Origin of the sequence: Actinosynnema sp. NPDC049800, from assembly GCF_040656635.1 — a bacterium.
Classification (GTDB): Bacteria; Actinomycetota; Actinomycetes; order Mycobacteriales; family Pseudonocardiaceae; genus Actinosynnema.
In genome coordinates this window covers 148346-175173 of record NZ_JBFAMT010000004.1, presented here as the reverse complement: position 1 = coordinate 175173, position 26828 = coordinate 148346, and the positions used below count along the sequence as shown (strand labels likewise).

At 66.6% G+C, this 26828-nt stretch carries 20 protein-coding genes; 6 read left to right on the top strand and 14 right to left on the bottom strand.

Annotated features, from left to right (window positions below):
• The coding region (locus tag AB0I91_RS07810; protein ID WP_499635935.1) for an AfsR/SARP family transcriptional regulator at positions 1-2188 on the bottom strand (2188 nt) is incomplete at its 3' end.
• A 325-nt stretch (positions 2189-2513) separates the two neighbouring features.
• On the opposite strand from AB0I91_RS07810, the gene AB0I91_RS07805 reads away from it, so the two are divergent.
• Complete coding sequence (locus AB0I91_RS07805; protein WP_499635932.1) at positions 2514-2645, top strand: hypothetical protein; 132 nt, start codon at positions 2514-2516, stop codon at positions 2643-2645.
• A 74-nt stretch (positions 2646-2719) separates the two neighbouring features.
• Positions 2720-3838, top strand: a complete 1119-nt coding sequence (locus tag AB0I91_RS07800; protein ID WP_499635929.1) for a ThiF family adenylyltransferase — start codon at positions 2720-2722, stop codon at positions 3836-3838.
• Between the two features lie 22 nt (positions 3839-3860).
• Here AB0I91_RS07800 and AB0I91_RS07795 read toward each other — a convergent pair whose 3' ends face one another.
• Positions 3861-6011, bottom strand: coding sequence for an ATP-binding protein (locus tag AB0I91_RS07795; RefSeq protein WP_499635927.1), 2151 nt, complete (start codon positions 6009-6011; stop codon positions 3861-3863).
• A 188-nt stretch (positions 6012-6199) separates the two neighbouring features.
• On the opposite strand from AB0I91_RS07795, the gene AB0I91_RS07790 reads away from it, so the two are divergent.
• Positions 6200-7123 (top strand): 3'-5' exonuclease, encoded by a 924-nt coding sequence (locus tag AB0I91_RS07790; protein ID WP_499635924.1) that lies wholly within the window; start codon positions 6200-6202, stop codon positions 7121-7123.
• Between the two features lie 81 nt (positions 7124-7204).
• On the opposite strand, the gene AB0I91_RS07785 is transcribed toward AB0I91_RS07790, so the two are convergent.
• Positions 7205-8398, bottom strand: coding sequence for a pentapeptide repeat-containing protein (locus AB0I91_RS07785; protein ID WP_499635921.1), 1194 nt, complete (start codon positions 8396-8398; stop codon positions 7205-7207).
• A 431-nt stretch (positions 8399-8829) separates the two neighbouring features.
• On the bottom strand, positions 8830-9594 hold the full coding sequence (locus AB0I91_RS07780; protein ID WP_499635918.1) for a hypothetical protein: 765 nt from the start codon (positions 9592-9594) through the stop codon (positions 8830-8832).
• Between the two features lie 383 nt (positions 9595-9977).
• Between AB0I91_RS07780 and AB0I91_RS07775 the strand changes: the two genes are divergently transcribed.
• A complete protein-coding gene (locus tag AB0I91_RS07775) occupies positions 9978-10952 on the top strand; it encodes a hypothetical protein (protein ID WP_499635915.1) in 975 nt (324 codons plus the stop codon).
• Positions 10953-11817: 865 nt separating this feature from the next.
• Here AB0I91_RS07775 and AB0I91_RS07770 read toward each other — a convergent pair.
• The 9 genes from AB0I91_RS07770 to AB0I91_RS07730 form a co-directional block, all read right to left on the bottom strand.
• Positions 11818-12369, bottom strand: coding sequence for an IS110 family transposase (locus AB0I91_RS07770; RefSeq protein ID WP_499635912.1), 552 nt, complete (start codon positions 12367-12369; stop codon positions 11818-11820).
• Between the two features lie 284 nt (positions 12370-12653).
• Positions 12654-14924 (bottom strand): DUF262 domain-containing protein, encoded by a 2271-nt coding sequence (locus AB0I91_RS07765; RefSeq protein ID WP_499635909.1) that lies wholly within the window; start codon positions 14922-14924, stop codon positions 12654-12656.
• Positions 14924-16594, bottom strand: coding sequence for a DUF262 domain-containing protein (locus tag AB0I91_RS07760; RefSeq protein ID WP_499635906.1), 1671 nt, complete (start codon positions 16592-16594; stop codon positions 14924-14926). The genes AB0I91_RS07765 and AB0I91_RS07760 overlap by 1 nt, the downstream gene beginning before the upstream one ends.
• A gap of 465 nt (positions 16595-17059) precedes the next feature.
• Positions 17060-18016 carry a hypothetical protein gene (locus tag AB0I91_RS07755; RefSeq protein ID WP_499635903.1) on the bottom strand — a complete coding sequence of 319 codons (957 nt, stop codon included), beginning with the start codon at positions 18014-18016 and terminating at the stop codon, positions 17060-17062.
• Entirely contained in the window at positions 18007-19206 is a 1200-nt protein-coding gene (locus AB0I91_RS07750) for a restriction endonuclease subunit S (RefSeq protein WP_499635900.1), read from the bottom strand. The genes AB0I91_RS07755 and AB0I91_RS07750 overlap by 10 nt, the downstream gene beginning before the upstream one ends.
• Positions 19178-20488: an N-6 DNA methylase gene (locus AB0I91_RS07745; RefSeq protein ID WP_499635898.1), complete on the bottom strand. Its 1311-nt coding sequence runs from the start codon at positions 20486-20488 to the stop codon at positions 19178-19180. Before AB0I91_RS07745 ends, AB0I91_RS07750 begins: the two co-directional genes overlap by 29 nt.
• Before the next feature lie 407 nt (positions 20489-20895).
• Positions 20896-21018, bottom strand: a complete 123-nt coding sequence (locus AB0I91_RS07740) for a hypothetical protein (protein WP_499635897.1) — start codon at positions 21016-21018, stop codon at positions 20896-20898.
• 1303 nt (positions 21019-22321) lie between these two features.
• Positions 22322-22471 (bottom strand): hypothetical protein, encoded by a 150-nt coding sequence (locus AB0I91_RS07735; RefSeq protein WP_499635896.1) that lies wholly within the window; start codon positions 22469-22471, stop codon positions 22322-22324.
• On the bottom strand, positions 22468-22644 hold the full coding sequence (locus AB0I91_RS07730; protein ID WP_499635893.1) for a hypothetical protein: 177 nt from the start codon (positions 22642-22644) through the stop codon (positions 22468-22470). Before AB0I91_RS07730 ends, AB0I91_RS07735 begins: the two co-directional genes overlap by 4 nt.
• 243 nt (positions 22645-22887) lie before the next feature.
• Between AB0I91_RS07730 and AB0I91_RS07725 the strand changes: the two genes are divergently transcribed.
• Both AB0I91_RS07725 and AB0I91_RS07720 read left to right on the top strand, forming a co-directional pair.
• On the top strand, positions 22888-23733 hold the full coding sequence (locus AB0I91_RS07725; RefSeq protein WP_499635890.1) for a MarR family transcriptional regulator: 846 nt from the start codon (positions 22888-22890) through the stop codon (positions 23731-23733).
• Between the two features lie 1338 nt (positions 23734-25071).
• Complete coding sequence (locus AB0I91_RS07720) at positions 25072-25248, top strand: hypothetical protein (protein WP_499635887.1); 177 nt, start codon at positions 25072-25074, stop codon at positions 25246-25248.
• A 78-nt stretch (positions 25249-25326) separates the two neighbouring features.
• Here the strand turns inward: AB0I91_RS07720 and AB0I91_RS07715 are convergent, their stop codons facing one another.
• Positions 25327-26721 (bottom strand): hypothetical protein, encoded by a 1395-nt coding sequence (locus AB0I91_RS07715; RefSeq protein WP_499635884.1) that lies wholly within the window; start codon positions 26719-26721, stop codon positions 25327-25329.
• Positions 26722-26828: the final 107 nt, after the last annotated feature.

Here is a 26828-nt window from a genome sequence, read left to right as displayed (position 1 = left end):
ACTCACTCCGCATGGACTGCACGATGCCGAGGCTGTTGAGGGCGTTGGCCTGGCCGCGCCGGTCGCCGGTGTGGGTGGCGGCGTGGAGGGCGGTGTGGTGGAGGGTGTGGGCTTGTTCCCAGTGGCCGTGGGTTATGAGGAAGGCGTCGAGGGTGGTGGCGAGGTTGATGGCGTGGGTGGGGTGGGTGTGGTTTGCGGCGTGGTGGATGGCGGCGGCGAGGGTGGGCAGTTCGGTGGTGAGCCAGGTTCGTGCCTGCTCGGCGTCGGTGATCGGGTAGGGGTGCCTGGGTGTGGTCGGGGTGATCGAGGTGACGGGCGTGCGGTGAATGGGGAGGTGTTGGGCGGCGGTGTGGGTGGTGTGCAGGTAGTGGTCCAGGACGCGGGTGGTGGCGTCGTGGCGGTGTCGGGGGTCGAGGTCGGCGGCGTGGTTGTGGGCGTAGACGCGGAGCAGGTCGTGGAGTCGGTAGCGGCCGGGGCTGGTTTCCTGGAGCAGGTGCGCGGTGTGCAGGGCTTCCAGGTGGTGGCGGGCCTGGTCGGGTGTGGTGTCGTGCAGTGCGGCGGCGGCGTGGGTGTCGATGTCGGGTCCGTTGTGAACGCCCAGGAGCCGGAACAGTTCCCGTTGGTCGTCGGGCAGGTCGCGGTAGGAGGTGTCGAACGCGGCGCGTACCGACCGGTCGCCGGCGTGCAGGTCGGCCAACCGGTCGTGGGTGCGGGCGAGCCGGTCTGCGGTGTGGCGTGCGGTGTGGGTGGGGTGGCTGCGTAGCTGCCCCGCGATCAGCGCGATGGCCAGGGGCAGGTGTCCGCACAGCTCGACCAGTCGGCGCAGCTCGACGGGATCCTCGTCGTCGGCGCGGCGGCCGGCCAGGGTGAGCAGCATCCGGACGGCGTCGTCGGGGGGCAGGGTGTCCAGGGTGAGTGGCCGGACGCCGTCGAGGGCGGCGAGCCGGGTGCGGCTGGTGATCAGGACCAGGCTGTCCGGTGTGCCGGGCAGCAGGGGCCGGACCTGGTCGTGGGTGGCGGCGTCGTCGAGGATCAGCAGGATCTTCTTGCCCGCGACGCGGGTGCGCCACAGGCCGGCCCGGTCGTCGAGGTCGCGTGGGATGGCTTTCGGGTCGATTCCGGTGGCCGTCAACAACGAGTCGAGCGCGTCGAGCGGGTTGCGGGGCGGGCGGACGGGGTCGTGGCCGTGCAGGTCGAGGAAGAGGTTGCCGTCGGGGAAGCGGTGGGCGACCCGGTGGGCGGCGTGGACGCTGAACGCGGTCTTGCCCACGCCGGGCATCCCGTCCACGGCGTGGATCGCGATCGCCCGCGTGGGGCCGTCGGCGGCGGCCTCGACCGCGTCGAGCAGGACCCGTAGATCGTCGTCGCGGCCGGTGAAGTCGGGGATGTCCCGGCGCAGGCTGAACATCGCCGACGGCGGCCCGGACGGGGCCGGGTCTGGCTCGGCGGGCGTCGGGCCGGTCGGGTCGGCGATCAGGCGGCGCAGCCTCGCCACAGCCCGGTCGGACAGGCCGGTGTCGTGGATCTCGCGCATCCGCCGTTCCATGCCGGTGGCCCACGCGTGGATCTCGGTGTGGCGGCCCGTGCGGGCGAAGGCTTCGGCACCCAGCATCACCAGCCGCTCGTCGGGTGTCGTCCGCTGGTCCAGCCACGGCAGGATCCGCAGCATCTCATCGTGGTGCTCCGCCTTCAGGTAGGCGGTGAGCAGGGTTTCCAGGGCACCGCGGTATTCGATGTCGAGGTGCTGGCGGCGGATGTCGGCCCAGTGACCCTCCAGACCGGACAGTGCCGCTCCCCGCCACAGGTCCAGCGCGCGCCGCAGCCGGTCGTGGTCGGTGTGGTCGCGGGCGGCCCGGGTCTCGGCGGCGAACCGGTGGTAGTCGACCACGTCCGGGTCCACGTCGAGCACGTAGCCGCGGGCGGCGCGGTGCGCGCGCAGGCAATCCTTCGGCGCGCCCGCCGCGATCAGGGCGGTCCGGACGTGGCTGACGTATTTGAGGAGCGTGTCCTGCTTGCGGTCGTGCGCCTCGTTGTCGTCCCAGATTCGCTCTGCCAGGGTCGTCTTCGTGACCGGTTGGCCCAGGTCGAGCGCGAGTACAGCCAGCAGGCACCGTTCACCGTGCCTGGACAGGGGGAATACGCGCTCGTGGTTGCCGATCTCGACGTTGCCCAGTAGTCGGATCTCCACCCCTGGCCCCCTGTAGGCGTTGTCCGGAGGCAGTGTGCCGGCATGGCCGGGTCCAGAAGGTCCTCGGCGTCTTCGTCCACACGGCCGCACCATCGGCACGCCCGACCGGTGGTCGCCGCGCTGACGGTGGGTGAGTTCGACACGGGGGGCGTTGCGCCGGTCGTGTCACGCCCTACTCGATCGGCCGACCGGACAACGAGTTCACCCGATCGGCGGATACGGTGTCGGACCGTTGTCCGGGTTTGCGTCCCGGTTCCTGTCCGGTCCTGCCGGCGATGCTTGCCCCGTCCTCCTGAACCGGGGGACGGAACGGAGGCGAACCGCGATGAGCGCCAACGGCCACCACCCGCCGGAACCGGACGACCCGACCGGACCGCACTGCCTGGGCCCGGCGACCACGGCCGCCGCCCACGCCGGCGTCGACTCCACGACGCGGGAAGGGAGGTGGCAGCGGTGATCGAGTTTCTTGAGGTGGATGAGGAGATGACGTTCAGCAACAACGGCGCTTCTTAGTCGATGGGGAGGGTTGTGATGTTTCGCCCGAGGATCAAGTGGGAGCACCGGCCTGTTCGTCTCGGCGACGGTCGTATCCGGATCGGCTCGGTCCGTGGGATCGAGGCCGCCGTGGTGGACCCGGACGGGTGGGTGTGGGCGTTGCTGGAGACCCTCGACGGGACGCGGACGATGGACCGGGTGGTCGCCGACCTGGTCCACGCGTTCCCCGACCGGTCCGAGGTCGAAGTGCGTGCGACGATCAGCGATCTCATCCGCGAGGGCTATCTGGAGGATGCGGCTGAGCCGGTGCCGGAGAGGTTGTCGGCGGCGGAGCGGGAGCGTTACGGGCGCGGGCGCGGGCGCGGGCGTGGCTTGTGGCGGTGGATGGACCGCACGCCGCGCCGGACGAGCTGGGACGTGCAGTTGCTGTTGCGGCGGGCGCGGGTGGTGGTGGTCGGCGTCGGTGGCGTGGGCGGTGTCGCGGCGTGGGCGTTGGTGGCCTCCGGGGTCGGGCATGTGCACTGTGTCGAGCCGGACGTGGTGGAGCTGTCGAACCTGAACCGGCAACTGTTGTTCACCGAGCACGACGTGGGCAGGTCCAAGGTCGAGGCGGCGGTGCAACGGCTACGTGCCCACAACCGGGATGTGCAGGTCACCGGTGAACGGCTCGTGGTCGACGGCCCGACTGTCCTGCGAGGGTTGGCGGCGCGGTTCGATGTGCTGTTGCTGGCGGCGGACAAGCCCGCCGGGCGGATCCGATCGTGGGCCAACCTGGCGTGCCGGGAGACCGGGACGGCGTGGGTGCACGGCGGCTACGACGGACCACAGGTCAGCATCGGCCTGTACCGGCCCGGCGGGGGCGGACCATGTCACGACTGCCTCTACGCCGAGCAGGACGCACGGCAGGCGACGCTGCCGCCGCGGACCGAGTGGTCTCCGGGGACCGGTTCGGGGGCGGCGCCGCAGGCGGTCAACGCGATCACCGCGACGATCGCGGGAAGCAAGGCCGCGCACGCGGTGATGAGCCTGATCACCGGTGTGCCCGCGCTGCGGACCGACTGCCAGTACGGGTACAACATCGTCACGCTCCAGACCAGGGTGGTCGGGCTGAGCGCACCCAGCCCGCTGTGCCCCACCTGCGGTCCGCATCCCTGAACAACCCGCGCGAGCAGGTCGGTCAGGGGTGAGGGTCGGCGGGCGGCTGTCCGTCCTGGGACAGCCGCCCGCGCAGCACGTCGGCGTGCGGATCGCCCAGGTCGGTGAGGACCGTGACCGCCTCGGTCAGACACCGCACCGCGCCCTCGTGGTCGCCGACCTGCCGCAGCGACGTCGCCAGGGTCTCCAGTGTGGCGGCCACGTACAGGTCGTTACCGGCTTCGGCCAGATAAAGGGCCAGTGCCTGCCGACACAGATCGATCGCGGCCTGATCGTCGCCGAGGCCCTGTCGTGCCCTGGCGACGTTGTGCAGGGCGTAGGCAACGCCATCGGGCACACCGATCGTCCGGCGCAGCGCCAACTCCTGCTCGGCGTGGTCGAGCGCTTCCCGGTGCCGCCCGAGCCGAGTGGTGATCAGGGCCAGGTTGGCGTGCACAGTCGCCTCGTAGTAGCCACTGGGCAGACCGCGCACCAGCGGCAGTGCCCGCCGGTAGTACGGTTCGGCGTCGGCGAACCGCTGTTGCAGCACCCGGCTGAGTCCCAGGCCCGCCAACGCTTTGCCGTACAGAGCCTCGTCCCCGAGTTCCCCGGCCAGCGTGAGGGCGGCGTGCAGATCGGTGTCGGAGGCGTCCCACTCGCCCATCTGCTGGAGAGTGTCCCCCCGCCTCACCAGCAGCGTCGCCTCGACCTGCCGGTCACCACAGACCCGCGCCGCGTCGATGCCGCGGGACTCCGCCCGCCTCCGCGCCGGCCACAGGACGCGGGACCGGAACACCAGAAACCGCATCGCCAGGGCCACGGCCATCACTTCCCGGTACGCACCGTGCGCACCCGCCTGCTGTTGGACGGCGTCCAACGTGGCGTGCTCCGCGGTCAGCCAGGCCAAGCCCTGTCCTCGATCGGCCAGCTCCATCGGCGCCGCATTTCCGGTGAGGCCGAGGTCCGGGGACGGGTGGGCGGCGAACACCCGACGGTCCGCCTCGACCGCGGTGCGCGCGTACCAGGACACCACCGCATCCACCGCCGCCCGCCGCTGCTCCGAGGTGTCGTCGAGCAGGGCACGGTGGGCGGCGTAGGCGTGCAGCAGATCGTGCAACCGGTACCGCCCACGCGCCACCGGCTCGACCAGGTGTAGGTCGGCCAGGACCTCCAGGTGCCGCGACGCGGTCCTGCGGTCCAGACCGGTGAGCGCGGCCACGGCATGCACACCGAACTCGACACCCGGATGCAGGCCCAGGCGACGGAAGGTCCGCGCGTGCTCGGCGGACAGCCGCGTGTAGGACCAGTCGAACACGGTCCGCACCGCGCTACGGTCATCTCCTGTCGCGCTCAAGGCATCCAACCCGTCATGCTCGTCGACCAGGTCGGCGACGACATCGGCGACCGCGGTGTGCGGGCGGGCGGCGACCCGGGACGCGGCCACCCGCACCGCCAACGGCAACCGCGCGCACAACCGCACCAACTCCACCACCGCGGCCGGCTCCGCAGCCACACGATCCGGGCCGATCACCCGCGTGGCCAACCCAAGCGCCTCCTCGGGCCTGAACAGCTCCAGCGGCAGACGACGCGCGGAGTCGATGACCACCAACCCGGTCAACACCGCCCGACTCGTCACTATCACCGCACACCCCGCCGCAGCGGGCAACAGGGGACGGGCCTGCTCGGCAGAAGCGGCATTGTCCAGCACGACCAACACCCGCCGACCCGCCAACAACGACCGGTACAACGCACCCTGCGCGTCCAGGTCGGCCGGCACCCGGTCCTCGGCAACCCCCAGCGCCTGAAGGAACGACGCGAGCACCAGACCCGCCTCCACCGGGGCACTCGGCCCGTACCCACGCAAGTTCACGAACAACGTGCCGTCGGGAAACCGCTGCTCCACCCGGCGCGCCCACCACACCACCAACGACGTCTTTCCCACCCCGGCGGTACCGTCCACCGCCACCACCACCGACTCCGCGACGACGCCATCGGGTGACAGAACCCTGTCCAGGGCGGCAAGCTCGGTGTCACGCCCGGCGAAATCCCGCACCACCGCGGGCAGTTGACGTGGTACCGGTGCCACGTCCGCCCGCGGTTGCTGATACAGCACCACTTGGTCGATCGTGCCCGCCTGCACCACCGCACCCATCACAGTGCCACCGATCTGGTTGCGCACCTCCGCCTCGTCCACGCACCCCAGTCTCACCCGACCCTGTCCCCGAACCACCCGCCAACAATGCGCACCACCCAGTCGGACCATCCCGCAAGGTGCTACGGCCCAAGACCGTCCAGACCAGCCAACAATCCCCGCACCGTCTCCACCTCTTCACACACGGCCACGTCTGAAATCGCGCCGACACCTGCGGGTTCACTCCGTGCATGCGGTGTTCCCGAGTAGAAGGGCCGGGCGACGGCGACGCGGTCGTCGGTGACGAGGGCGTCGTCCAGGTCTTGCACTTCGACAGTCAGGTCGAGGAGGCGGAGGCCGTCGCCAACCTGATCGAAGGCTGGCTCGCAGCAGACGTACCGCCGAGCGAGATCGCGGTACTCGTCCGTCGACAGTCCCAGCAGGTGACCGAGGTACTCGGGGAGGAACTGCATGATCGAGGCATCCCGTACCGGAACGAACAGGACAGTCAGGATCTCGCCGCCGAACCGGCCGCAGTCCTGATCTTCAACTTCATCCGCGTGATCACGACCGACCGACGACCTGACGCCTACGCCGAACTCATGCGAGTCGCCTCGCGTCGCGGCGCAACGGAGGAGGCGGCGCTTCAGTTCGACAGCCAGCTCAAGCGGCTCCTGCGAGATTCCCGAGCGACCGTGCGTGACCCATCATTCGCCAAGGAGGATCTGGATGCCTGGCGGCCTGTCATCTCAGCTTTGCTGGAACTGGTGTCACGGCCGGTGCTCAATGCCCTGGCACCCGCATATCAGCAGGGTTCTCGGCTCGATGACGTGATCGAGGATGCGCTGAAGGCATTCGGCAAGGAGCTTGGCATGGACGGGGATCCGGTCGAGGCGCTCAAGCGGCTGTCCGAGCTTGATGCTGTCCGTGTTCTCACGATTCATAAGTGCAAGGGGCTGGAGTTCGAGAAGGTTGTCGTGTTCGGTGTCGAGCGGGAGCTCTTCTGGGGCGATGCTGCGATGTCGGAGTTCTTCGTTGCTATCTCGCGGGCAAAGAACGAACTCGTTCTGACGCACACGGACTTCAGGGTGCGGCCAAGCACTCCGGTCAAGCGCTGGCGGGAGAACCGAACCGCCTATAGCCAGTTTCTGGCTTACGCCGACAACGACGCCTGAGATGCCGAACGGCCGGACAACGATGGACCGCCGTCCTAGGCACGATGTATCGACTTCGTCCACCAAGCGACGCATGCGGGCTTAGGTCGTGGCCTCAGTTCCAGGTCGACGACCATTTTGGCTGGGCCGCACTTTGCCGATAGTTACGAGGCGGGTCCCCTCACTGTCGGTCTCGGTGAGCTTCACGCCCCAGCCTACCGGATATTGAGGATCGACAGTCTTCCACTCGCTTCCTGGGCCCGGGGTGAACCTTAGGGTGGTGTCTTGCAGCGAGAGCTGAGCATCATCGGTGACGTGTGCGGTGTGCAGGTCGGTTTCACCTTCGAAGATAGCGTGATCAAAGCGGGCTTTAGAGCGGAACGCGCTGTTACGAAAGCGATGTACGGATTCGAACCGTGTGCGGTAGAAGTCCGCTGCGTCAAGGAACTCGGCACCCTGGAACATCGCATGGTTGGCGAACGTGGCGACGTTGAACTCGGCTGGCCCGGTGAAGACGGTGGAGCGGAAGCTGGTGAATCCGTGGAAGGTCGCATCGCGGAATCGGGCCGGTCCGACTTCCCTGCCATCAAGATCGAGCTCGAACAGCACGGCACCAGTGAGGTCGAGAGTGAAGGTCCCCCACGAGGCCGGTTGATCAACGGCCCCGCGAGTGGGCATGTGGTTGACGAGGATGCGTTGCGCGGCGAGCCGGACCTGCTTCTCCTCCCTACGCACTCGGTCATCTCCTGACTGCTTCACGTCACCCTCGGTCTCAAGCTGGCGCTGTAGATCCAATGGCGTCCTGGCGTCATACGGCATCCTGAGGTAGGCGCAGATCACGTTGATCACGGTCTGACGTTGGTCTTCGTTGGTCTGAGCGAGCCGCTCCAACGCGTACAGCCCGCCGAGCCGCACTGCTGCCGCCGTGGAGCCGAGCTGCTCGACGGCCTTGGCGAACAACTCGGTGACGCGGCGAGCGGCCGCGTCACGTTCGTTCGAATCAGCGATCCGCTCCGCGAGCTTCCGGCTCTTCTCAGTGTCTGCGACGGTTTGCTCGAACGCCGTCACGGTGTGATTGTGGGCCGTCTCGCGTTGCGCCAGTTCGAGTTCCTGCGTGTGTTGCCGCCGCGCAGTCACATAGAGCGTGAAGATGCCAGCACCGCCGAGTAGTAAGCCGGTGGACATCTTGGCCGCCTCCAGCAGCGCATTGGTGTGCTTGTCCGCGTCCGTGGGGTACAGGCCCAGCACCCACCACCACAGCGCGCCCAGGGCGATCGCCACAATCACGGCAATCACGGCTCCCACCAACCGCGGAGTCAGCTCACCGGGAGGCTTCCGCTGCCTAGTGGCCACCTGTGGCGACTTCGAGGCACCAAGCGCGTCTGAGGATGTCACGAGGAGAGTTTCGCAGCTGTGCGCACAGCAACCAATGTGCCAGGGTGCGCGGCCGGCGCCGCAGCTCCGAGCCCGGCGGACGCGACGCCAGACGGTCAGGGCGCAAACCGGTCACAGCCATCGCGGTACTGCTCTATCTCACCACTCGCGACGTCCGGTAGCGTCAGGTAGAAGGCAGGGATCTCCACCGCCTGCACCCCCTCGGAGCCGGCTCCATAAGGCGAGCACCGCCCCTCGACGGCCTGCTCGGCTCCCTCGACCCCATGACCGACACCGACGGCCTTCCGGCCACTCCTCCATCCGAGCGGCCGGACATCCGATTCACCGCTCCCTCATTGCCGCAGACCAAGACGCCGCTCAAGGTTCTGCACGGCCCGGCGATGCGGCATGTTTCGACTCTCCATGAAGAAGAGATCGTCGGTGAACGGCTTGAATCCCAGCGAACGCCACACGTGCCGGGCTCGCTCAAGGGCAGGATCAAATATCGCCGGGTCGTCTTTCTCGGCTTGGCTCAGCTCGACCGGGAACGGCTTCAACGCGACACATGACTGAGCGGAGCACAACCAGCGCAGCAGCCTGCCCGCCAGCAGTCTGCCCGCGCCACCAAGGCCACGCCACCCCGGTGCCAGTTCCGCGAAATCGACGATCACTATCTCACTGCACGGCAGTTCGAGCGTGTCCTCGATCCCGGGGTCGACGTCTACGAAACCATAGGTTCTCGTGCCGGCGAAGAGCGGTATGAACTCGGCGTACTCTGCCGTACGGGCATCCAGAGCGTCGAAGGTGTCAACGACGTCCTCCAGATCCAACTTGAGACCGTTCATCCGAAAAATCGTGTACTCGATCGAATCAGGTCGTTCTTCTGCGGCCAGAAACGCGTCAGGTAGCGACCTCCAGTTGCTCTGCGCGTCCTCGCCGTAGTCCTCCGGATCGGACTCGCGGATCACAGCCGAGGCCCACCAGTCCATGCTGCCACGGTCGCTCATGCCCGTACCATCGAGGAACGACCGCCCGTCGAGGTGCAATTCGACGTCGGGGAGCCGGCCAAGCAGGAGGCCCTTGCCAGCGTTGTCTTCGGTCTTGCTGCCGCCAATCATGGGCAGGGACTGTAGCGCGGAACATCTGTTCGGGCACGTAGTGGGCCTTCGCGGCGAAAAGTCAATCGCAGGGAATCATGGTCGGTATCCGCCCGCGAACTCCAGCATTACCTGACTGCGGCTGAGAGGGCGGTGCCTTCGACGTCGAGGTCGGAGAGCCAGCGCAGCCAACGGGGCAGCCACCATGCGCGTTCGCTGAGGAGGACGAGAGCGGCCCGGACCAACACATGCGGACCGCGATCGCGTACAAGATCCCACACAACGCCTGCCGGTCATCCAACCGCTTACGACCCGGATACCGACGCTGGCGCTGCACCTGCGGCAACGACGGCTCGATCCGCTCCCACAACCCCGTCGTCGACCTTCCTCCGGATAATGGAGCCATGGAACGGCCGATCGACTTCTCGCGCGACCGCCGCATGCTGTGCGGGATCTGCGCCCACCAGTGGCTGGTCGACCTCGAGTGGATCGACCGCTGGGAGCAGAGTAGAGAGGTGTGTCCTGGGTGCGGTACGACGTGCGAGCACGAAAACGCCCCCCGGGTGACGGTCGATCCCGACGACCTCGCGCTCGACGACGACAAGATCGCTCAGCTCGCCTGGTACCACACAAGCACGCTGCCGGACTGGCCGACGAGGGACTTCGACCCGGCGGCCGATCTCACGCCCGAGACGCGAAGACTGATGGGCGGCTCCAAGCAGGTCGCCGCGTGGGCCGCGCGCCAGCGCGGGAAGGCCCTCCACGTCGGCACGTACGAGTCCGCGATCCACAACATGCTGAGGCGGATGCGCGATCAGGCCGACCACGGCAGCCAGTTCTACCTGTACCGCGTTCTGCTGATGCCGTCCGTCGTGGTGCGGGAGGGCTGGCTCATCGATCCCGCCAACTTTGTCGGCGACGTAGTTCTCGACGAGGTCTGCCCTCCGGGCGTGGACATCGCCCGCTACCTCAACTACCACGAGGACCCCGGCGGGCTCTCGCTCGCCCTGGGACGGGGCGCGGTCGCCAGCGTCCAGCAGGTCGCCGTACCCCTCCGTGACGCCTGCAACAACGACTGGGTGCGAGAGGCCGTCGCGGACCTCGATGGCGCCTCAGACGCCCTCGTCCCGGCGACCGGCAGGCCTGGCCAATTCACGCGGCCGTCGTCTCCGCGGGCTTTCCTGGGCCGCGAGCTCGGTGCGGCTCTGGCTGGCAAGCTGCCGGTCAACCTCCAGGACCAGTTCGCGTCTGCCACTATGTTCGACGAGGGTGACAACCCGATGCGATGGGCTCGTCGGACGAGCTGCCTGTTCGATCTGATCGTGGATCCGCTGCACGCGCTGGCCGAACTCGATCGGCAAGAGCGCCGCACGGTCTGAGAACCCACCGCGGTCGCTGCTGCCGCCCAGCACTCACTGTGTTCCCAGGCGCAGTTCGACCGCTGGCCCGCACTATCAAGATCGGCAGCCAGGTTCGGGCCGCCTGAACGTCCGCTCATGCCGCGGAGCGAGCGTTCGAACCCTCGGGTGCTCGTGCAGTGAGAGCGGGCCTATGTGCGACCAGAGCGTCTCCACCCCCGTAGGAGATCAGCGGGCTGGAACTCGCTGGCAGTGGCGTGACCGTGTCGGTGCGCACGATCGGCCGTGTCGTGGCCTGCCGCGGCTTGAATCCCGCCGGTTCTCGGGTCCGACCGGGTGAACAGCGCAGCTCGTGAGATGCAGTTGCCGCGCCATCCAACGGAGGTCGAGGTTTATCGGAGGCCAGTGGCGGCGGCATTGCCTCCTGTCCGTTGGTGATCTCGGTACGTGCCGCCGCCCTGGCCGGACCTCGGGGAGGGCACCAACCTGCGCGAGACCCGTTCTGCGGGGGGCCGGACCTCGGGCGGGAGTACCAAAGGATGGGAACGGGGCTGACCTGGGGATTCGTGACGGCAGCTTGGTTGTGGAGGCGCGATTCGCGCTGGTGCGGCTGGATGTGTAAGGAGGCGGCGGAGGGTAGGTACTGACCGGCTCGGCAGGACCGCTCGTTACGGACAGGCCTTCGCTCCGCGTGCTGTAAACGTCCGCTTCTGGCTCCCCTCTATGTCAAGAGGGCTGGTGTGGGGCTGCCTTGGCGTCATTGGCGAGTTGTCTGTAGACGATGTCGGAGAGGCGGCGTTTGAGGCATCGGATGGCCTCCATCGGCGACTTGACTGCGGCGGGTTTGCGCCGGTAGTAGGCGCGGCCTGGAGTGTCGTTGCGGATGTCACCGACGTCGTCGAGGAGGCAGGCGGCGCTGGAGGGGCCGATGCCGTAGAGGCCGCGCAGTGTCTGGGATCAGCTTGGCCAAGAGTTTGTGGAGGCGGTTGACCGCATCGGTGCGGCCACGGCCGAATTCATCGCGGCGGTCCACCAACAGGTGCAGGGCGACCATGTGGTTGTCTTCCACCACTCGGTTGAGCTCCTCGGTGCGCAGCGCGACCGAGCGGGCGTCGGTGTCATCGGTCTTGCGGCCATGACCGGTAGAGAACACCCGCGTCCTGGCCGAGAGCTTCGCCAGGACGTTCACTACGGTCTCGCCGTCGGCGACCAGGCGTTGGGACAGGTGCTTGTCGATCCCGTTGCAGCCCTCGATCGCCCAGACCCGTTTCGGCCAGGCCCGCCCTTGGGAGAGCGTGGCTTGGTAGCCGGTGTTGTCTGTGCCGAAGCGGCCCTGATCGAGCAGGCGTTCACGCTGGTCGAGGACCGCGATCGTGGCCAGCGTTTGTGCGGGTCGACTTCGATGGCCACCGACGCCATAAGCTTTCCTTCGTCGCAACGGTTCGAGGACGGGGAGGGCAACTCTTCTTCGAGTTGGGCAGACCCCTCTTGCGCCACACCCCGTCGCGGCGACCGACGGGACGCACGCAAGAAGTGAGCCACACCCGGACCTGGGTGGGCAGCTGACGTGAGAGCATCCCGACGGTCACCTTGACCGAGCCTGGCCGGGCACCGGTCGTAAACCTCAGTCAACAAGAAGCCGATGAGCGGATGTTGGGGCAGCAGATATCTGCTCTCACACCACGCAAGTCAGCTGACGCAGTTAAGTCGATTGACAATCCCTTAGAGACCCGCGGCGACAAGGTCTCGCAGTAACCTTGCACCGGCCTGGATGCGGTCTTCGGTGTCTACGTGTCGGTTGTCACGCCACTCTTGCAGTATGACCAGCTTGAGTTGCTCGTCCAGGCCAAAGTTGGCGCGGATCTCACGGAAGCGTTCGAGAAACTCGCTGTGCGACGGAGGCTTCAGAACGAAACCATCCACTGCGCAGCGCAGGCCAGTGCCACTTTTGCGCAGGAACATCGATCGCGTTTCCTCAACGTAGCCGCCGATGAAAAACGGACCTTCCTCCCCGTCGATGACGTCCCCGCTCGCTCCGGCCTCTCGGACCAGGGCGGTGAGATAGGGATCACGGTATTTACCGTTCATCTGGGTCTTGTTGAGCATGCAGACGCGATAACCCATCGCGCCACCGACACTGGCGTAAATTCCGGAAGCGCCCTCGCGCATCGCTTCGTAGCGCACGAAGTAGTAACGCCAATCGAAGTATCCCTCTTGCTCTCGTTCGCGCAGGAACGCGTCTCGGACTTCACGGAGCGAGGTGTCCGATGCCGTCCCCGCCGCGACGGCATCGAGGACCGCGCCCATTGCCGTGGCAGTGTTCACCAAGTTCGCACGAGCAGTACCGGTGAGCAAGTTGCGCCACGGTTCACCGTTCGACGGCGAACCGAACTGCAGATCCCGAGCGTTGCGACGGCGCGCGTACTCGCCCGCCGCGAGGAGCGCTCCGGTGAGAGCGCGCCACTTGACAGGCGCGGCCATCAGCGATTCGAAGGCGGTCACGCGGTGTCCGAACGTATCCGCGTCAAGTTCGAATGCTTGCAGCGACCCGTGAAGGAGCTGGTGATCTTCGAGTCGGAAAAGTGCCGGGGCAAGGTGGGGATGCTCGTCGAGGAAAGCCCACTTGGCGAGTTCGTCCTCGGCCTGAGCCTTGTTGAAACCCTTGATCTCCTCGAGTGAGCCGTGAACGATAATGCGCTCCACGTCGGCAACCAACGCGGGTAGCCGATGCGGACGAAACTCGCTCTCGGATGCTTCGATCAGGTTGCGCAGCACCCGCAGGCGGCGCGGGAATTCGTCGGAGGGATCAGCACGATTCAGGATGACGGCCAGGAGTAGCAGCGTACGACCGTAGTTGAATCGTCCCTTGTATCTGCTGTCGTAGTGGCGGCAGCAAGCATCGAAAAGGTTCACGTTCGCGTCGGTACCGAAGAGCAGCAGCAGTCGCCCCTCATCATCGGCGCTAACCGGCCTGAAAGTGAAGATCCGTCGGAACTCCTCCGCGATATCGACCTCAACCCAGGTGTCGAACGCGTGGAAGAGAAAGGTCAGGCACTCATCCGCTTCCACTCCTTCGGTTCCGAACAGCCGCAACGCGCGGTTCTCGAAAGAACTGCCGTTCGGAACTCGCCCCAAGCGCCACTCGCACACGTCGGTGATGAATGCGATGTAACGCATGAACTCGTCATCCACGATGTCGTCATTACCGCGATAGCGCCACAAGATGTCGGACCACACCCCGTCGACCCGCTGATCGAAGGCGATGGCCTTCTCCCCGGCCCACGAGATCGAGTGCTCGAACCGGGCCTTGAAGTTCTCGAACGCCGTCAACGGCTTGCCCCGCGAGTTCATCTTGATGTAAAGCTCTTCGCCGGAGCCCATCTCGTCGATCGGCAGGAGCTGGAAGGAGATGGCCGGGTCATCAGCGGAAACCAGCCGCTCCCACGCGAGGCGCGCATCGCAGTCGCCGAAACGCTCGTGGATGGCGCGGATCATCACCAGCATCGCCTGAATGGTCGGATCGTGCTTCCAGACGTACAGATACCATGGCTGATCGACGATCCACGCCGTAGGATCTGCCACGTTCGGCGGTGCCACCGCCTTGACCAGCCGCTGGCAGAACAGGCGAGCGCTGGGCCTAGTGGCGTACGAGAAGCTCATCCAGGGTTGTTGCTCGGCGATCTGCCCTGCCCGGTAGCCCAGATACCAATGCAGCAGGAAGAGGGTGGTCAGGCGCTGCTGTCCGTCCAATGGGCGTAGCGTGCCGTCCTCGACATCCCCGTAGATGAAGTCCAGTCCCACCTTCTCGTCGCCGGCGAGTGCGTCGTAGAGTACGTCGAGAAACCGCGCCCGGATCTCCTGCACGCGGCCGTCCGTGCGCCCTTGCGCGTAGTCGCGCTGGATGAGCGGGATCTCGATGCTCCTCACCGCGGGGGCGTCGGCGGTGGCGTCCGATGAGAAGAGCCCGGTGTAGGACGTCAGGTAGTTGGCCATCAGGGAGCATCCTCCTCGAGCAGGTATGGAGCGATGTAGCTCTGCATGGCCGCGAGATATCCGGCGCGATCGCGCTCGCCCCAGAAGTGGACCTGCTGCCCTTCCGCGTCGGTGTAGTACTTGAGGAAGACATTGCGGGTACAGACCGGGATGTAGGAGCCCTCGCGGTCCCGTTCGAGAATGCTCCGGCGCTTCACCTCGAAGGCCGAGTTGCTCAGCGCGCTGTTGTCTTCACTCGACAGCAAGGCAAGGTTTGAGATTGCGTCGATGTCCTCACCCTCCCCGGCCCGACTGAACACGCTGCTGAGTTCTTGCTCGAGTGGCTGGAAGGTCTCGGCTGAGATGTCGTCGAGGGCGCCGTTGATGCGCCTCGTGAGGTCGGCGCGCTGGGAGTCGTCGATCGTGGGAAGGCCAGCCAGGGCGTTACGGTGCAGGCGGAGCCACTCCTCCCACTGGGCCGCGCGATTCAGCGGCTCGGCGTTCTGAGCATGAATGTGTTCGATACTCCACTTCCGGGTCGCATGCTCCTTGAAGGAGAATCGCTCGGAGGACAGCTTCATGCACCGCACGGTTTCGACGTTCATCAACAACAGGACAGCCTCGGCCCTCCAGTTTCCATAGCGAAGCTCAGCAACGTCGGACGGAGACAGGCTTAGGTCGTCGCGGATCCGCGCGTCCAGGCGTGCATCAAACTCGTGCTTCGTGCAGTCGTTCGACAGCGCCACCAGGTCGTCGAAGTGCTGACCCCTGGCGATGAGATAGCCGATCTTGTGGAATAGATCGCGGTTGTCGTACCACCCCATGACAAGCGAGTGAAGATCGATCACCTGGTTCCAAAGATCCTCAGATGACTTCTCGATCTGCGGCCGGAGCGTCTCGAAGGTGTGGAACAACGGACGCGGGTACGTTTGCGGCCTGCCTGCGAGCGTGTCGAGCAGGAGGGTGATGTGTGTTGCCTCTGGGGCGGACTTGCCGGTGACGAAGGCCCACACCTCCGGGATGCGCAGGTCACGTTCGATGCTGTCCCACTGCGCGGCGATCTCGCGGTCGCGTTTGACCTGGCGGCTGCGGGTCAGGATGAGAGCCTTGACGAGTTCGGCGTCGGTGAGGGGTATCCGCCCGATGTTGAGCCGGGTGAACAACGTGGTCGACTCGACCTCCGGAGGGGCTTCGTACCAGATGACGTAGACCGACTCCGAGAGGTACTTGTAAAAGTTGATTGCTGCGAGCGTGGGGTTGTCTTGCTCCTCGAACCATTTTCGGATGCACTCGAAGGCGCCGAAGATGTGGAAGAAGTCGATGTTGCTCTGGCTATCCTCCGATGTCGGATTCTGCAGGTACTCCGCACTGGCAGCGCGCGTCTCGTACTCCAGCGAATACTTCAGACTCGCCGTCGGGAGGTGGCGTCGGATGTAGCGGAGGATCAGGAACAAGGTCGTCAGGCGTTGTTGACCGTCGATCAGTTCCCACTTCTCATCGTCCCGACGCTTCACCACGACCGGTTGCAGAAAATACTTGTTTCCCGCGCTCTCGTGAATATCATCGAGGAGCCGCGTGACTTCATCGGATCCCCAGCGGTAGCCGCGCTGATAACTCGGCACGAAGAACTCACCGGTGATGTTCCCCACCAACTCCGGCCGTAGATCGGTGGTGACCGTCTCACGCTCCACACATCGAGGCTAACGGAGCCAGCCAAGCGGCGACGTCCCCGGGGTCGACAGTTGACATGGCCTAGAGCGACCACACGTCCGCTGATGCCCGGAGCGAGCGGTCGAACCATCGGGTGCTCGTGCAGTGAGAGCGGGCCTATGTGCGACCAGGGCGTCTTCACCCCTGCAGGAGATCAGCGGGCTGGAGCTCGCTGGCAGTGGCATGACCGTGGTGCGCACGATCGGCCACATCGTGGCTTGAAACCCGTGCCGGTTCCTCGGACCCGATCGGGCGAAGAGCGCAGCTCGTGAGATGTGGTTGCCGTGCCATCCAACGGAGGTTGGGCTTACCGGAGGCCAGTGGCGGCGGCATTGCCTCCTGTCGGTTGGTGATCTCGGTACGTGCCGCCGCCCTGCCCAAACCTCGGGGAGGGCACCAACCTGCGCGAGGTCGTTGTGCGGAGGGCCGGACCCCAGTTCTGTAAGTCAGCCGGAATGCGGGGACGTCCATGAGTCGGACCCGCCGGGCGCGAAGTCTTCGTAGGCCTGAAGTTCCCACTCGAGGTTGTCTACGACGGCTCGCCACCGCGCCAGCGGGCTGTCGAGAAGCTCTTCGGCAAGGCTGTGACCGACGAACGTGGTGGCGCTGGTCAGGGCGGGCGCCACCTCGCTGCGGTTGCGCATGCGTGAGGCGACGTCAGCGAAGGAGTACGCGCCGTTCTCCCCGGCGACGTGGGTGAAACCGTTGCGGACCTTCGTGTACTCGGGCCACTCCTTCGCCCACTGGAGGAGCACGGTGGAGCTGACGTAGCGGCGCATACCGGCGATGAGCTCGTTCACGCTCGCTTCCAGGTTGGATCTGCCGCCCTTTTGTGGGCGTAGGCCGTCGGCGAGCCCGCACGCCCGCCACAGCACGGCGCTGCCAAGCATCTCGGGCCACTCGTCCACCTCCGGCAGCCCGACTACGTGCTGCACGAGTCCCTCGTAGGCCAGTTGCACACTGCGGTCAGCGAGCGGTTCGCAGAACACAACGGGCAGCGAGCGGTCGTAGTCGCCAACCACCTGCCCGAGGCTCCAGGCGACGAGCGCGACTCGGCTGTGGTCCCGGACGAGCTCCGGCGGGTCGCTGGCGGTCCGGTCGCGCACGGCCTGTTGCACGGCCTGGTTGATCTCGTTGCTCGGGCCGTAGCCGCGCAGTCCGGCAGCGATCCAGGCGGCAAGGGCTGCGTGGTCGGCGTCGAGCGGCTGGTACCGCTCCTGCGGGTCCGGCAGGGTGAGCCGGTACGCCCAGAGCGCCTCGTACCGCTGGATGGTCAAGCTGAGCCAGTCGAGATCGCGGTCGATGTCGGCTAGCCGGTCAGCCATCTGTGTGGCGCAGCTGCTCTGGAGCTCCTGGTACAGCTCAGCAAACACCACGGGCGCCAGCCGTGCGGTCAGTTCCACAGCAGCTGCTCCAACTGCTCGCTCAGTGGGGCGTGGGGAGACGGCTGCTGCGCATGGGCATCCCCGGAGGCGGACAGCGCGTCGTGCGGCACGGGCAGCTGCGCCAGGGTGCTACGGCTCAGCCTGGGAATGACGCCGCCGGTGATGAGGGTGCCGCGGAGCGTTTGAGCGGGCTCGCTGCGCAGATAGGCGGCCAGCGCTTCGCCATGGCTGCGGTCGTGCGGCTTGACCAGCAGCACGCCCGTCCCGGCGATGGCTGATTGCGTGACCAGGGCTGCCCGTCCGCGCACCCCGACCTCGACAACGGCGACGTCACCGGGCTCCGCGACTACACCGGTCCCCGGCTCGGCCCAGCGCTGCACCTTGTTCCCATCGACCGACCGACCGTTGAGGACGGGCAGGGCGCCTGGCCGCGGCTGCTCGAAGACGCCAGGCGGGTTGCGGCCAGCGATGATAGTGGCGAGTTCCCTCAGTGGAACGCCGTCGTTGAAGACCTCGGGTGTGGGTGTGACGAGGTAGCGGTGCCACTGGCCGTCAACTGGCAGCGTGGTGACGCGCCACCAGCTGCGCCCTTCGGAGCTCACGGCGACGCTGGTCCGCGCGTGCAGCGCTGAGAGCTGGGCGTAGCACGGGTCGGTGGGCGGGAGCGGTACCGGAACGGGCGTGTTGAGCAGCGCGGTCAGCGGGAGTCGCCCGGTAGTGCCGACCGTCAGGGTTCGGCGCAGCGCGCGTCCACGAGCAGAGCTCAGCGCGGCCCACAGCCAGAGGCCGGTGGCCGGCTGCTCGGGGCGCAGCGCGACGAAGTTGACGAAGGTCAGGGCGCGGTGCTGCTCGCCGATGAGCACGCAGGGGCCGTCGCCGAGCTGCGGCACCAGGACGTCACCGAGGTGGGCGGCGGCGTCCGTATTCCCGACGCGCAGGACAAGTCGATGGGCGCCACGGCCACGGCGGGTGCGGACGTCACCAGTGACGGTGTCAACGCTCCCCGGACCGACAACAGGTTCGTCCTCCTTCGTCTCGTTGTGCGGCGTGCGCACCTGCACGAGCGCACCGAGCGGAACGAGCGGTTGCTGACCCCACAGCTCGTCGGGCGTCGGCGCGAGCAACGCGGTGACGTCCCAGGTTGCTCGCTCCCGCAGATCGAGAACAGCAGTGACGGGACTACTCACCTCGGCCGCCAGCGCTGCCAAGCATGTGCGGTGCGTCGAGATGCTTCAGGCACTCGGTGAGCACCGAGCCGCCGGGGGCGAGCTCCTCCGCCCAGTTCGCCTCGAGGTTCGCGACGAACGTCTCGCCGGGCTGAGCACGGTCAACGACCAGGATCGCCGACGGGATGCTCGTGCCGGCGTACGCCCCGGCTGGCAGCCCGATGAGCGCAGCGACGCGCCACTCCGCCGCCAAGTACGCGCGGTACCGCGCCGCGTCTCCGCTGCGGAACGTCCACCCACGGCTGATGTGCAGGACAGCGCGGCCGCCTGGCGTGAGGCGGCTCAGGGCGACGTCGATCGCGGCCAGCTCACCGTCCTTCGTCGTCGCACCGCTGGACAGACGGAACGGGTCGGGGAGTCGCAGGCCCAGCGGCGGCTGCGTGAGGACCGCGTCGACCGGATCGCCATCCTGTAGGCGGAAGCTGTCGCCGACGCGGAACTTCAGCGGCACTGGGCAGAGCGCACCCACCGCCGAAGCGAGCTCAACCACGTTGGAGTTGATGTCCGTGCCGGACAGCTGCACCACGGTGCCAGCTTCCACTGCTCGGTCCGCGACCGCCCACAGGAAGGCGCCGAGGCCAGCGAACGGATCCTCGACGCGCGGAGGGACGACGTCGCCGAGGAGCTGAGCCACTGGCCGAGCGAGCGCTGGCTGGCTGAGCAGCGGCTCGAGATGCCTGTCGCGAGCCAGGTACTTGCGGACGACGTCGCGCACGGCGAGCCACCGCGTTGCCGGGTCCATCGGCACGGTCTGGTCAGCAGGCACAGTGGCCGGGCTGGCGAAGCGAATCAGCAAATCACGAACCGCGCCCAGGGCGGCATCGGGTCCGGCCTCGTTGCGGTGCCGGTTGCTCTCGGCCCACAGGTACTGCTGCAGCAGAAGCTCGACGGTGGAGATGTCACGCAGTTCGCCGCCGGGCCGGTCCGCCTCGGCAGGGCCGTCGACCTGCTGCAGGCGGCGCAGGCCGCCATCAGCCTCGAGCCAGCCGTCGGGGGTGACGAGGTAGTGCAATCGGGTTCCGAGGATGTCGCGGGCCAAGGCGAGCTGGTCGAGGACGAGTTGCGGGTCGTGAACCCTTCGCTGCTTGACCTCGACGACGACAGCGGGCTGCAGAGCGCCGGTGCTGTCTGCGGCGAACGCGACGACGTCGAGGCGATGCTCCTTGCGGGTGGTGGGCAAGCGCATGTCGGCGAGGACGAGCGGGTAGCCAGCCGCCCGGAGGTCCTCCCGGACCCGGGCCAGCAGCTCTCTCTCGCTGTTCACAAGCAGTACTCCCCGTTCGTCTTGAGCAAAGCTGCGAATCGTTACACAAACGAACGTTGACCGCAACTGTCCGTTGCAGGCTGCTACACAATGCCGTCCATACCACCTCTCCCAAGGTGCTGAATGTGGTCGTCTGACGCGTAGCTCAACGCGCGCGCAACGCCGCGCGTCAGGCCCGGAGGCCGGAGATGGTAGGCGGCGCCCTCTGCGGCGGCCTCTGCGGTCGTGAGCAGGAAAAAGGTTGGGCGATCCTGGCCGGCTGCAGACTCGGCCCAACCGGTGGCCCAGATCCGCAGGCTCTTCCACAGGTCAGTGGCCTTGTCAGTCATCTCGGTTCCCGGGGCGCGGTGCTTGAGCCGGTAGAGGCCCGGTCCCGCGTCCTCGTGGACCTCGATGTCGTCGCCCGCTTAGGTGGCCACGGACCAGTCGGGACCGGCTCCTGTCTGTTGGACGCAGAGGTAGAGCGCCTTGCGGAGCTGATAGAGGTAGCCGACCGCCGACGCCTCGAACAAGTCGATCTGCTCACCCATCCCGAACCTCCCCGCCGCGTCGCCCGCCGATCACATGATCCGACCGTCCCGCCGTTAACCGTGGCGAGGCACTCGCGTGTTACACGGCGTTATAGCAGCAATGCACGTGAGGATGGTGCGGACAGGCGTCCAAGACGTCCCCGCCCAGGTTCGTGGCCTGCAGGCTCGCGGTTGACGAGGCAATCGGAGATCGTTGCGCTGGCTGCTTGATCGCCGCGACGGCGCGTTCGGCGTCGACGTCGCGGCGCTGGTTCTCGGCCCTGACGCCTGGCCACCACCACCTACCCCGCAGGGACCGCGCCTGACAACCCCGGCGACCAAGCCGCCCGCCCCCCGCGCCCAAGCGCACCAGCACGCCCGTCACCACAGCCCTGGCGACCACGCCCCACCTTGCCCTTCAACACATGAACATCGTGTGCCACCCGAGCACACATCGATCAACCACCGAACAAGCGAACATCCGCTTCTGCCGCGGGAGCGAGCGTTCGAACCCTCGGGTGCTCGTGAAGTGAGAGCGGGCCTAATGCACGACCAGAGTGTTTCACCCTTGTAGGAGTCAACGGGCTGGAACTCGCTGGCGGTGGCATGACCGCGGTGCGCACGATCGGTGCCTCGTGGCCTGTCTCGGCTTGGTTCCTCGGGTCCGACGGGGCGAAGAGCCCAGCTCATCAGATGCAGCTGCCGCGCCGTCCCACGGAGGTCGAGGCATTGTTCGGAGGCCAGTGGCGGCGGCATTGCCTCCTGTCGGTTGGTGATCTCGGTACGTGCCGCCGCCCTGGCCGGACGTCGGGGAGGGCACCAACCTGCGCGAGATCGATCTGCGGAGGGCCGGACGTCGGGCGGGAGTACCAAAGGATGGGAACAGGGCTGACCAGCGGTTTCACACTGGCAGCCTGGTGGTGGAGTCAAGTTTCGGGCTGTCCACGCCCGAGTAGCACCCGTTGGGGGCGGGCTCCGACCCGTCCCCACGTGGGGCGTTGGACGCGAGTCCCAGCGCTGCGCCTGGACTACGACCGCGGTCTTTCGACGTCGAAGTTGTGATCCTCGCTGGGACGTGAGTCCAGCGCTGCCCCCTGTAGACGTCCGGGGACGCCCAGTCGTGCCGCACCGCTATCAGGGTGCTTTCGAACTCCGCGTCGCCTTCTCACAGGACAAGGTCTAACGGGGTTTCACCCCATCCCGACGAGGCGTGGTTGGTCGGGGGCTCAGGTCGGAACGATGCGGTTACACGCTGTGTCCCGGTATGAACCGCCCGTTGGCGGTGGTTGGCCTTGCGGCCTGTCTCCGAGGCGAGGCGCTGGGATCAGATCGACAGCGACGGCGTACCGCTGGTGGTGACGATGTAGCAGGTGCTGGCGGAGTGGTTGCGGAAGGTGACGCGCAGGGTGGCGCCGATCGCCTCGTCTTCCAGCCCCTCCGGCGGGTGGCCAGCGCGCAGCACGACGGCGCTCACCACTCCGACCGCCGTGGGCGGAGCCGGAACGGCATCGACGGGACGAGGCTGCGCGCCATCGCCGAGGCGTCCGCGCACAGGACCGTGACGCTGGTGCGCTCGGCCGGCGTGAACTCCTGCTCAGTCCGTGCCTGGACGTCGTCTGCGGTGGCCAGCAAGACGGGTTCGTTCACGGCCATCCCTTGGAAAGAGCGTGATCGACCAGAAGGTGACAACTGCCTGCGACGACCGAAATCCGCGCCGTGGACCAGCGGGGCACCGACAAAACGGGGGGTTGGAACGGGCCTGCGGCCCTTGCAGGGGGTCGCGTCGCGGCCTCATGGTCGCAGAACGTAGTTGCATAGCTCCCGCTTGAGCGGCAAGTCAGCTACACTCGCGGAACCAAGCCACGATGCGTTCTGTGTAAGGCTGGAGACATGACCACGGCACGTGCCCTTCAGGCCCTGCCTGTCGACGGGCCGCCCGCACCTCTCGGGCAGCAGCAGTCGATCGAGGCGACGCTGCGTGGCACCCATCGGGCTCAGGTCCCCATCCGTAAGACGTTCGTGCAGCAGGGGCGCGGCAAGAACACGACACCTGGGCCGCTAGCCGAGTTCCTGACCTCCCGTGATCAGCGAGGCCTTGACGCCTACCTGCTCATTCACGCGCTTGCGAGTGCCTGGCCGTGGAACTGCAACTACCCCTCAGGGTTTTGGGTTCGTGCGCTCGGCCTGGCGCGCGGCAAGGCTCTCTCGGTCGAAGCCATCGACCAGGCTCGACCCGCAGTCTCGAAGATCATGAAGCGGCTCGTAGACCGCAAGCTGATCTCTCGGACCCGTGACAAACGCCGTGCCTCGCTCACGTTGCTGTGTGAGGACGGCTCGGGGCACTCGTACCAGCGGCCGTTCGATGCTGATGAACGATGGTTCGCGTTGCCGCACGCCTACTGGTACCAGGGCCACTACCGGACGCTGAGCCTTGCGGCCAAGGTCGTCCTGCTGATCGCTCTGGAGCGGCCGGATGACTTTCCGCTGCCCCAGGAGCGCGCCCACGCCTGGTACGGAATATCCGCTGACAGCGCAGACCGTGGACTTCGGGAGCTGCGCAACGCGGGGCTCTTGCACGTCAAACAGACATGGGTCGAGGAACCCAAGTCGGACATCGGGTACACGCAGCGGTGGACCTACCGGCTGCTCGGCCCGTACTCCACCGACGCCCGAAACATCGCCGCAGCAGTGGCCAAGGCCAACTTCGAGGGTGCGGCCAAGGAGGTGAACGCGTGATGCTCGGCGGTGCCACCTTCGCGGCCGCTCGGCCGTTCCTGGCTGTAGTTCCCGCAGCCATACTGGTTCTGCTCGTCATGCTGTTGGTCATAGTCGCGTTTCCGTTTGGCCAGTCCTGCCGTCAGTACGGTCTCGACGTGATGGATCGCGGTATAGACCTGGCAGCGGTGCTGATGGGGAAACCGCGCACCCGGCCGCCCACCCCACGACGCTTACCTCAAGGTGAGAAGCAAGGCGGTTAGGGCTTCGCGTTCGCCATGTTGGTGCTCACCTGTGGTCGCGAACCTTCTCCACAGACCAGCCGATGAATTCGGCGATCTCTGTCGCCGCGTGTCTTCGGCTTGCCCCGACAACAACGCTCGAACATGGGCGCGGACAGAGTCGGTACGGTTCGGCATAGGCTGGCGAGGATCGCCTACCTCGTGAGCGGCGCGCGCGTAGTTCGTGCCGGACTCAGTCATGTGCTGTCGCACTGCTCGGGTACGAGCTCTGTTGGATTTGGTCATCACGCACTCCCCAACGGGACTCCCACGCCGCCCCACAAGGTGGGCAGGCGATTTCAAGTAGCACGCTGCGTCGGAGACGGCTTGTCCTCGGTTGCTGGCTGTGGCGTGGGCGTTCCGGCTCGAAGTCGGGAGGGCGTGATCGCCGCGCACGAGCATATTGGGAGACCCGACGACCACTGGTTCCGAGTAGGAGGTGGCGTGCGAACTACCTCCGTTCGCGCAGCGCGGCGAACGGAACGAACTGTACGGCAGTGCAATCGAGTACACCCAGCCCTCTGGTACGCCACCCTTCGTTCGGCTCCGTGACGGCTACTGGACAACTCCCGGCGACCACGGTCACATGCGAGTAAGCGGCGTACTCATCGTCAACAACCCGGGACCGTGGAATTGGGCGTGGAACAGTCCTGCCCTGCGGCATAGCCCCGATCCGAACTCGACCAAGGCCCCAGTTCTCCCGACTTGGGCATCGGTGCAACTCGTAGGCGATCAGGTCGAACGCCGGCCGCTGGCGGCCCCGGTCCACACCGCGATTGGTCTCAGCGAACAGTGGCCAATCGGCGATGCCTTTCCCTGCCATACATAAAATCAGGATCAAACTTCATGTCGTAGCGGTTCCCGGCCCTGACTCTGAGCCCGGCTTGCCATCCGGCACCGGATCGCCGTCGGCGTCAGAGTCGGCGAACTGGGTGTCTACAACGTGGTGATCCGCCGCTGGGAGGCGGTACTCGGCCGCTGCACCCGAGCAGCCCGCAATCACGTCCGCCCCGGTTCTCGCGCCCGCCTTCGTCGATCACCTTATGGCTCGCCCGCCGTGTAGGTCACCGACGTTGCCGTGCCCCACACCGCGCCCCTGGGTGCGCTGGGCAACGACGTGGTTTCCCTGCAGGTCGCCGACGCAGTGACCGGGCTTCTCGACGACCTCGCCGAACTCCTCGACGCCGACCACCGGCCCGAACCCCTGGCAGCAGGTGACAGCGGCATGACCGCGATAAACGCGGAGCACCACTGACCTCGGTTCTACAGTGCCGGACGAGGGATCCTCGTGGTGGTCAACCACTGTCCAGTTGGCCGGGGCCAGTGGGACGGCTCACCAGTCGCGTTCGACACTGTCCATCGTTTCCTGGACGCCGTATGCGTCGAGCTCGAGAAGTTGATCGAAGAGGTCGAGCGCTTGTTGGCGGATCTGGATATTGGCGCTTTGGGCGTAGGCACGGACGAGCAGGGTGGCGAGTTGCTGTGTGTCGCTGGCCGAAGCGGTCGCGAAGTTGGCGAGTCCGTCACCGTGGAGTGCCACGAATCGCTGAGCGCAGTGCATGACGAGGTCGTCCACTCGGTCCGGCGCGCGGTCCAGTGTGATGAGCAGCTGGGCTTGAGCATCCACGAGCGCGGCAGAGTCGATCAGTCCAGTGAGTAGTGCCCTGAAGGGCCGTAGACGCTGGCCCCGGAGGGCTACGGCAACCGCAGCCGCTGCCTGTCTCACTGTCGCGTCGGTGTCGTTGAACAGCTGGCTGAGAACGTCCATGGCGAGTGGGACGTTCAGGTTTCGGGTCAGCAACTCGGCAGCGACTTCCGCGATGCCGCGCCGGATGGCCGGATCGGGTCCTGACCTGTGCTGTTGGAGAAGCTCGTCTTCATCTTTGCTGAGAGCGAGGTAGGTCGAGAACCGGCCTCCCACCTGTCGGACATCGTCGTGCGCGGATGCCAGCATTCGCCTGATCACGGGCATGGTCAGACCCGAACCGTCGCCATTGGTGATGTAGAGGGTGAGACGCTCCACGGTGTGTGTTGCGAGTAGGCGGTCATCGGTCTCAACGAGTACCGCGAAGGCTTCGATCGCGCGAGGACGTGCGTGGCGAAGGGATGCGCCGATTAGATGGGCGGTGCACGAGCGAACGGCGACTGAAGGGTCGGCGGCGAGCTGTAGGAGGTGAGGTTCGGCGAGGGCCGTGCGGTGACCGTCCGTATCGTGCACGAGTAGGTCACCCAGCATCTCGACCGCTTTGCCGCGGGCGACGTTGATGCCGTTGCCGTAGATGGTCTCTCCCACGCCTCGCCGGTCATCGGACGAGGTCGATCTCGACCAGACGTCGGTTGTCGGTTCGGGGGCGTGCAGGGCGCGGTCGAGTACCAGTTCAATGATGTCGTCCGGGATGTCGCCGTCGAGATGATGACGAAGCGGGTAGGCGAGCCAGCGTTCCGTCGACGGTTGTGCGAGCGAAGCGATGTGGCGGATCGCGTCGCAAACGACCGAGGTGTCCACCGGCTCGGCGGCGTCTGCAAGACCCAGCAGCAGGCTCTCAGCGTAAGCGGGATCATGGCTTGAGGTCAGGAGTAGCGCCAGCTTGGCGAAACGATCAGGATGGCTGGCTGTTTCGGCCTGCAACATGTGTGCGAGTTCGACGGCACCGCCGACGTGTGTCGCGTAGTCCGCACGGTCGGCGTTGTACTTCGCCATCGCCTGGAGCCAGTTGGAGTCGGACATGTGCCGTACAGCGGACGGTGGAATAGGCGAGACGACCCTGCTGAAGTGCATCGGCAACGGTTCGGCGGGCTCCTGCGCGCCGAACAGCCGGCGTAGCTCTCCGAGCC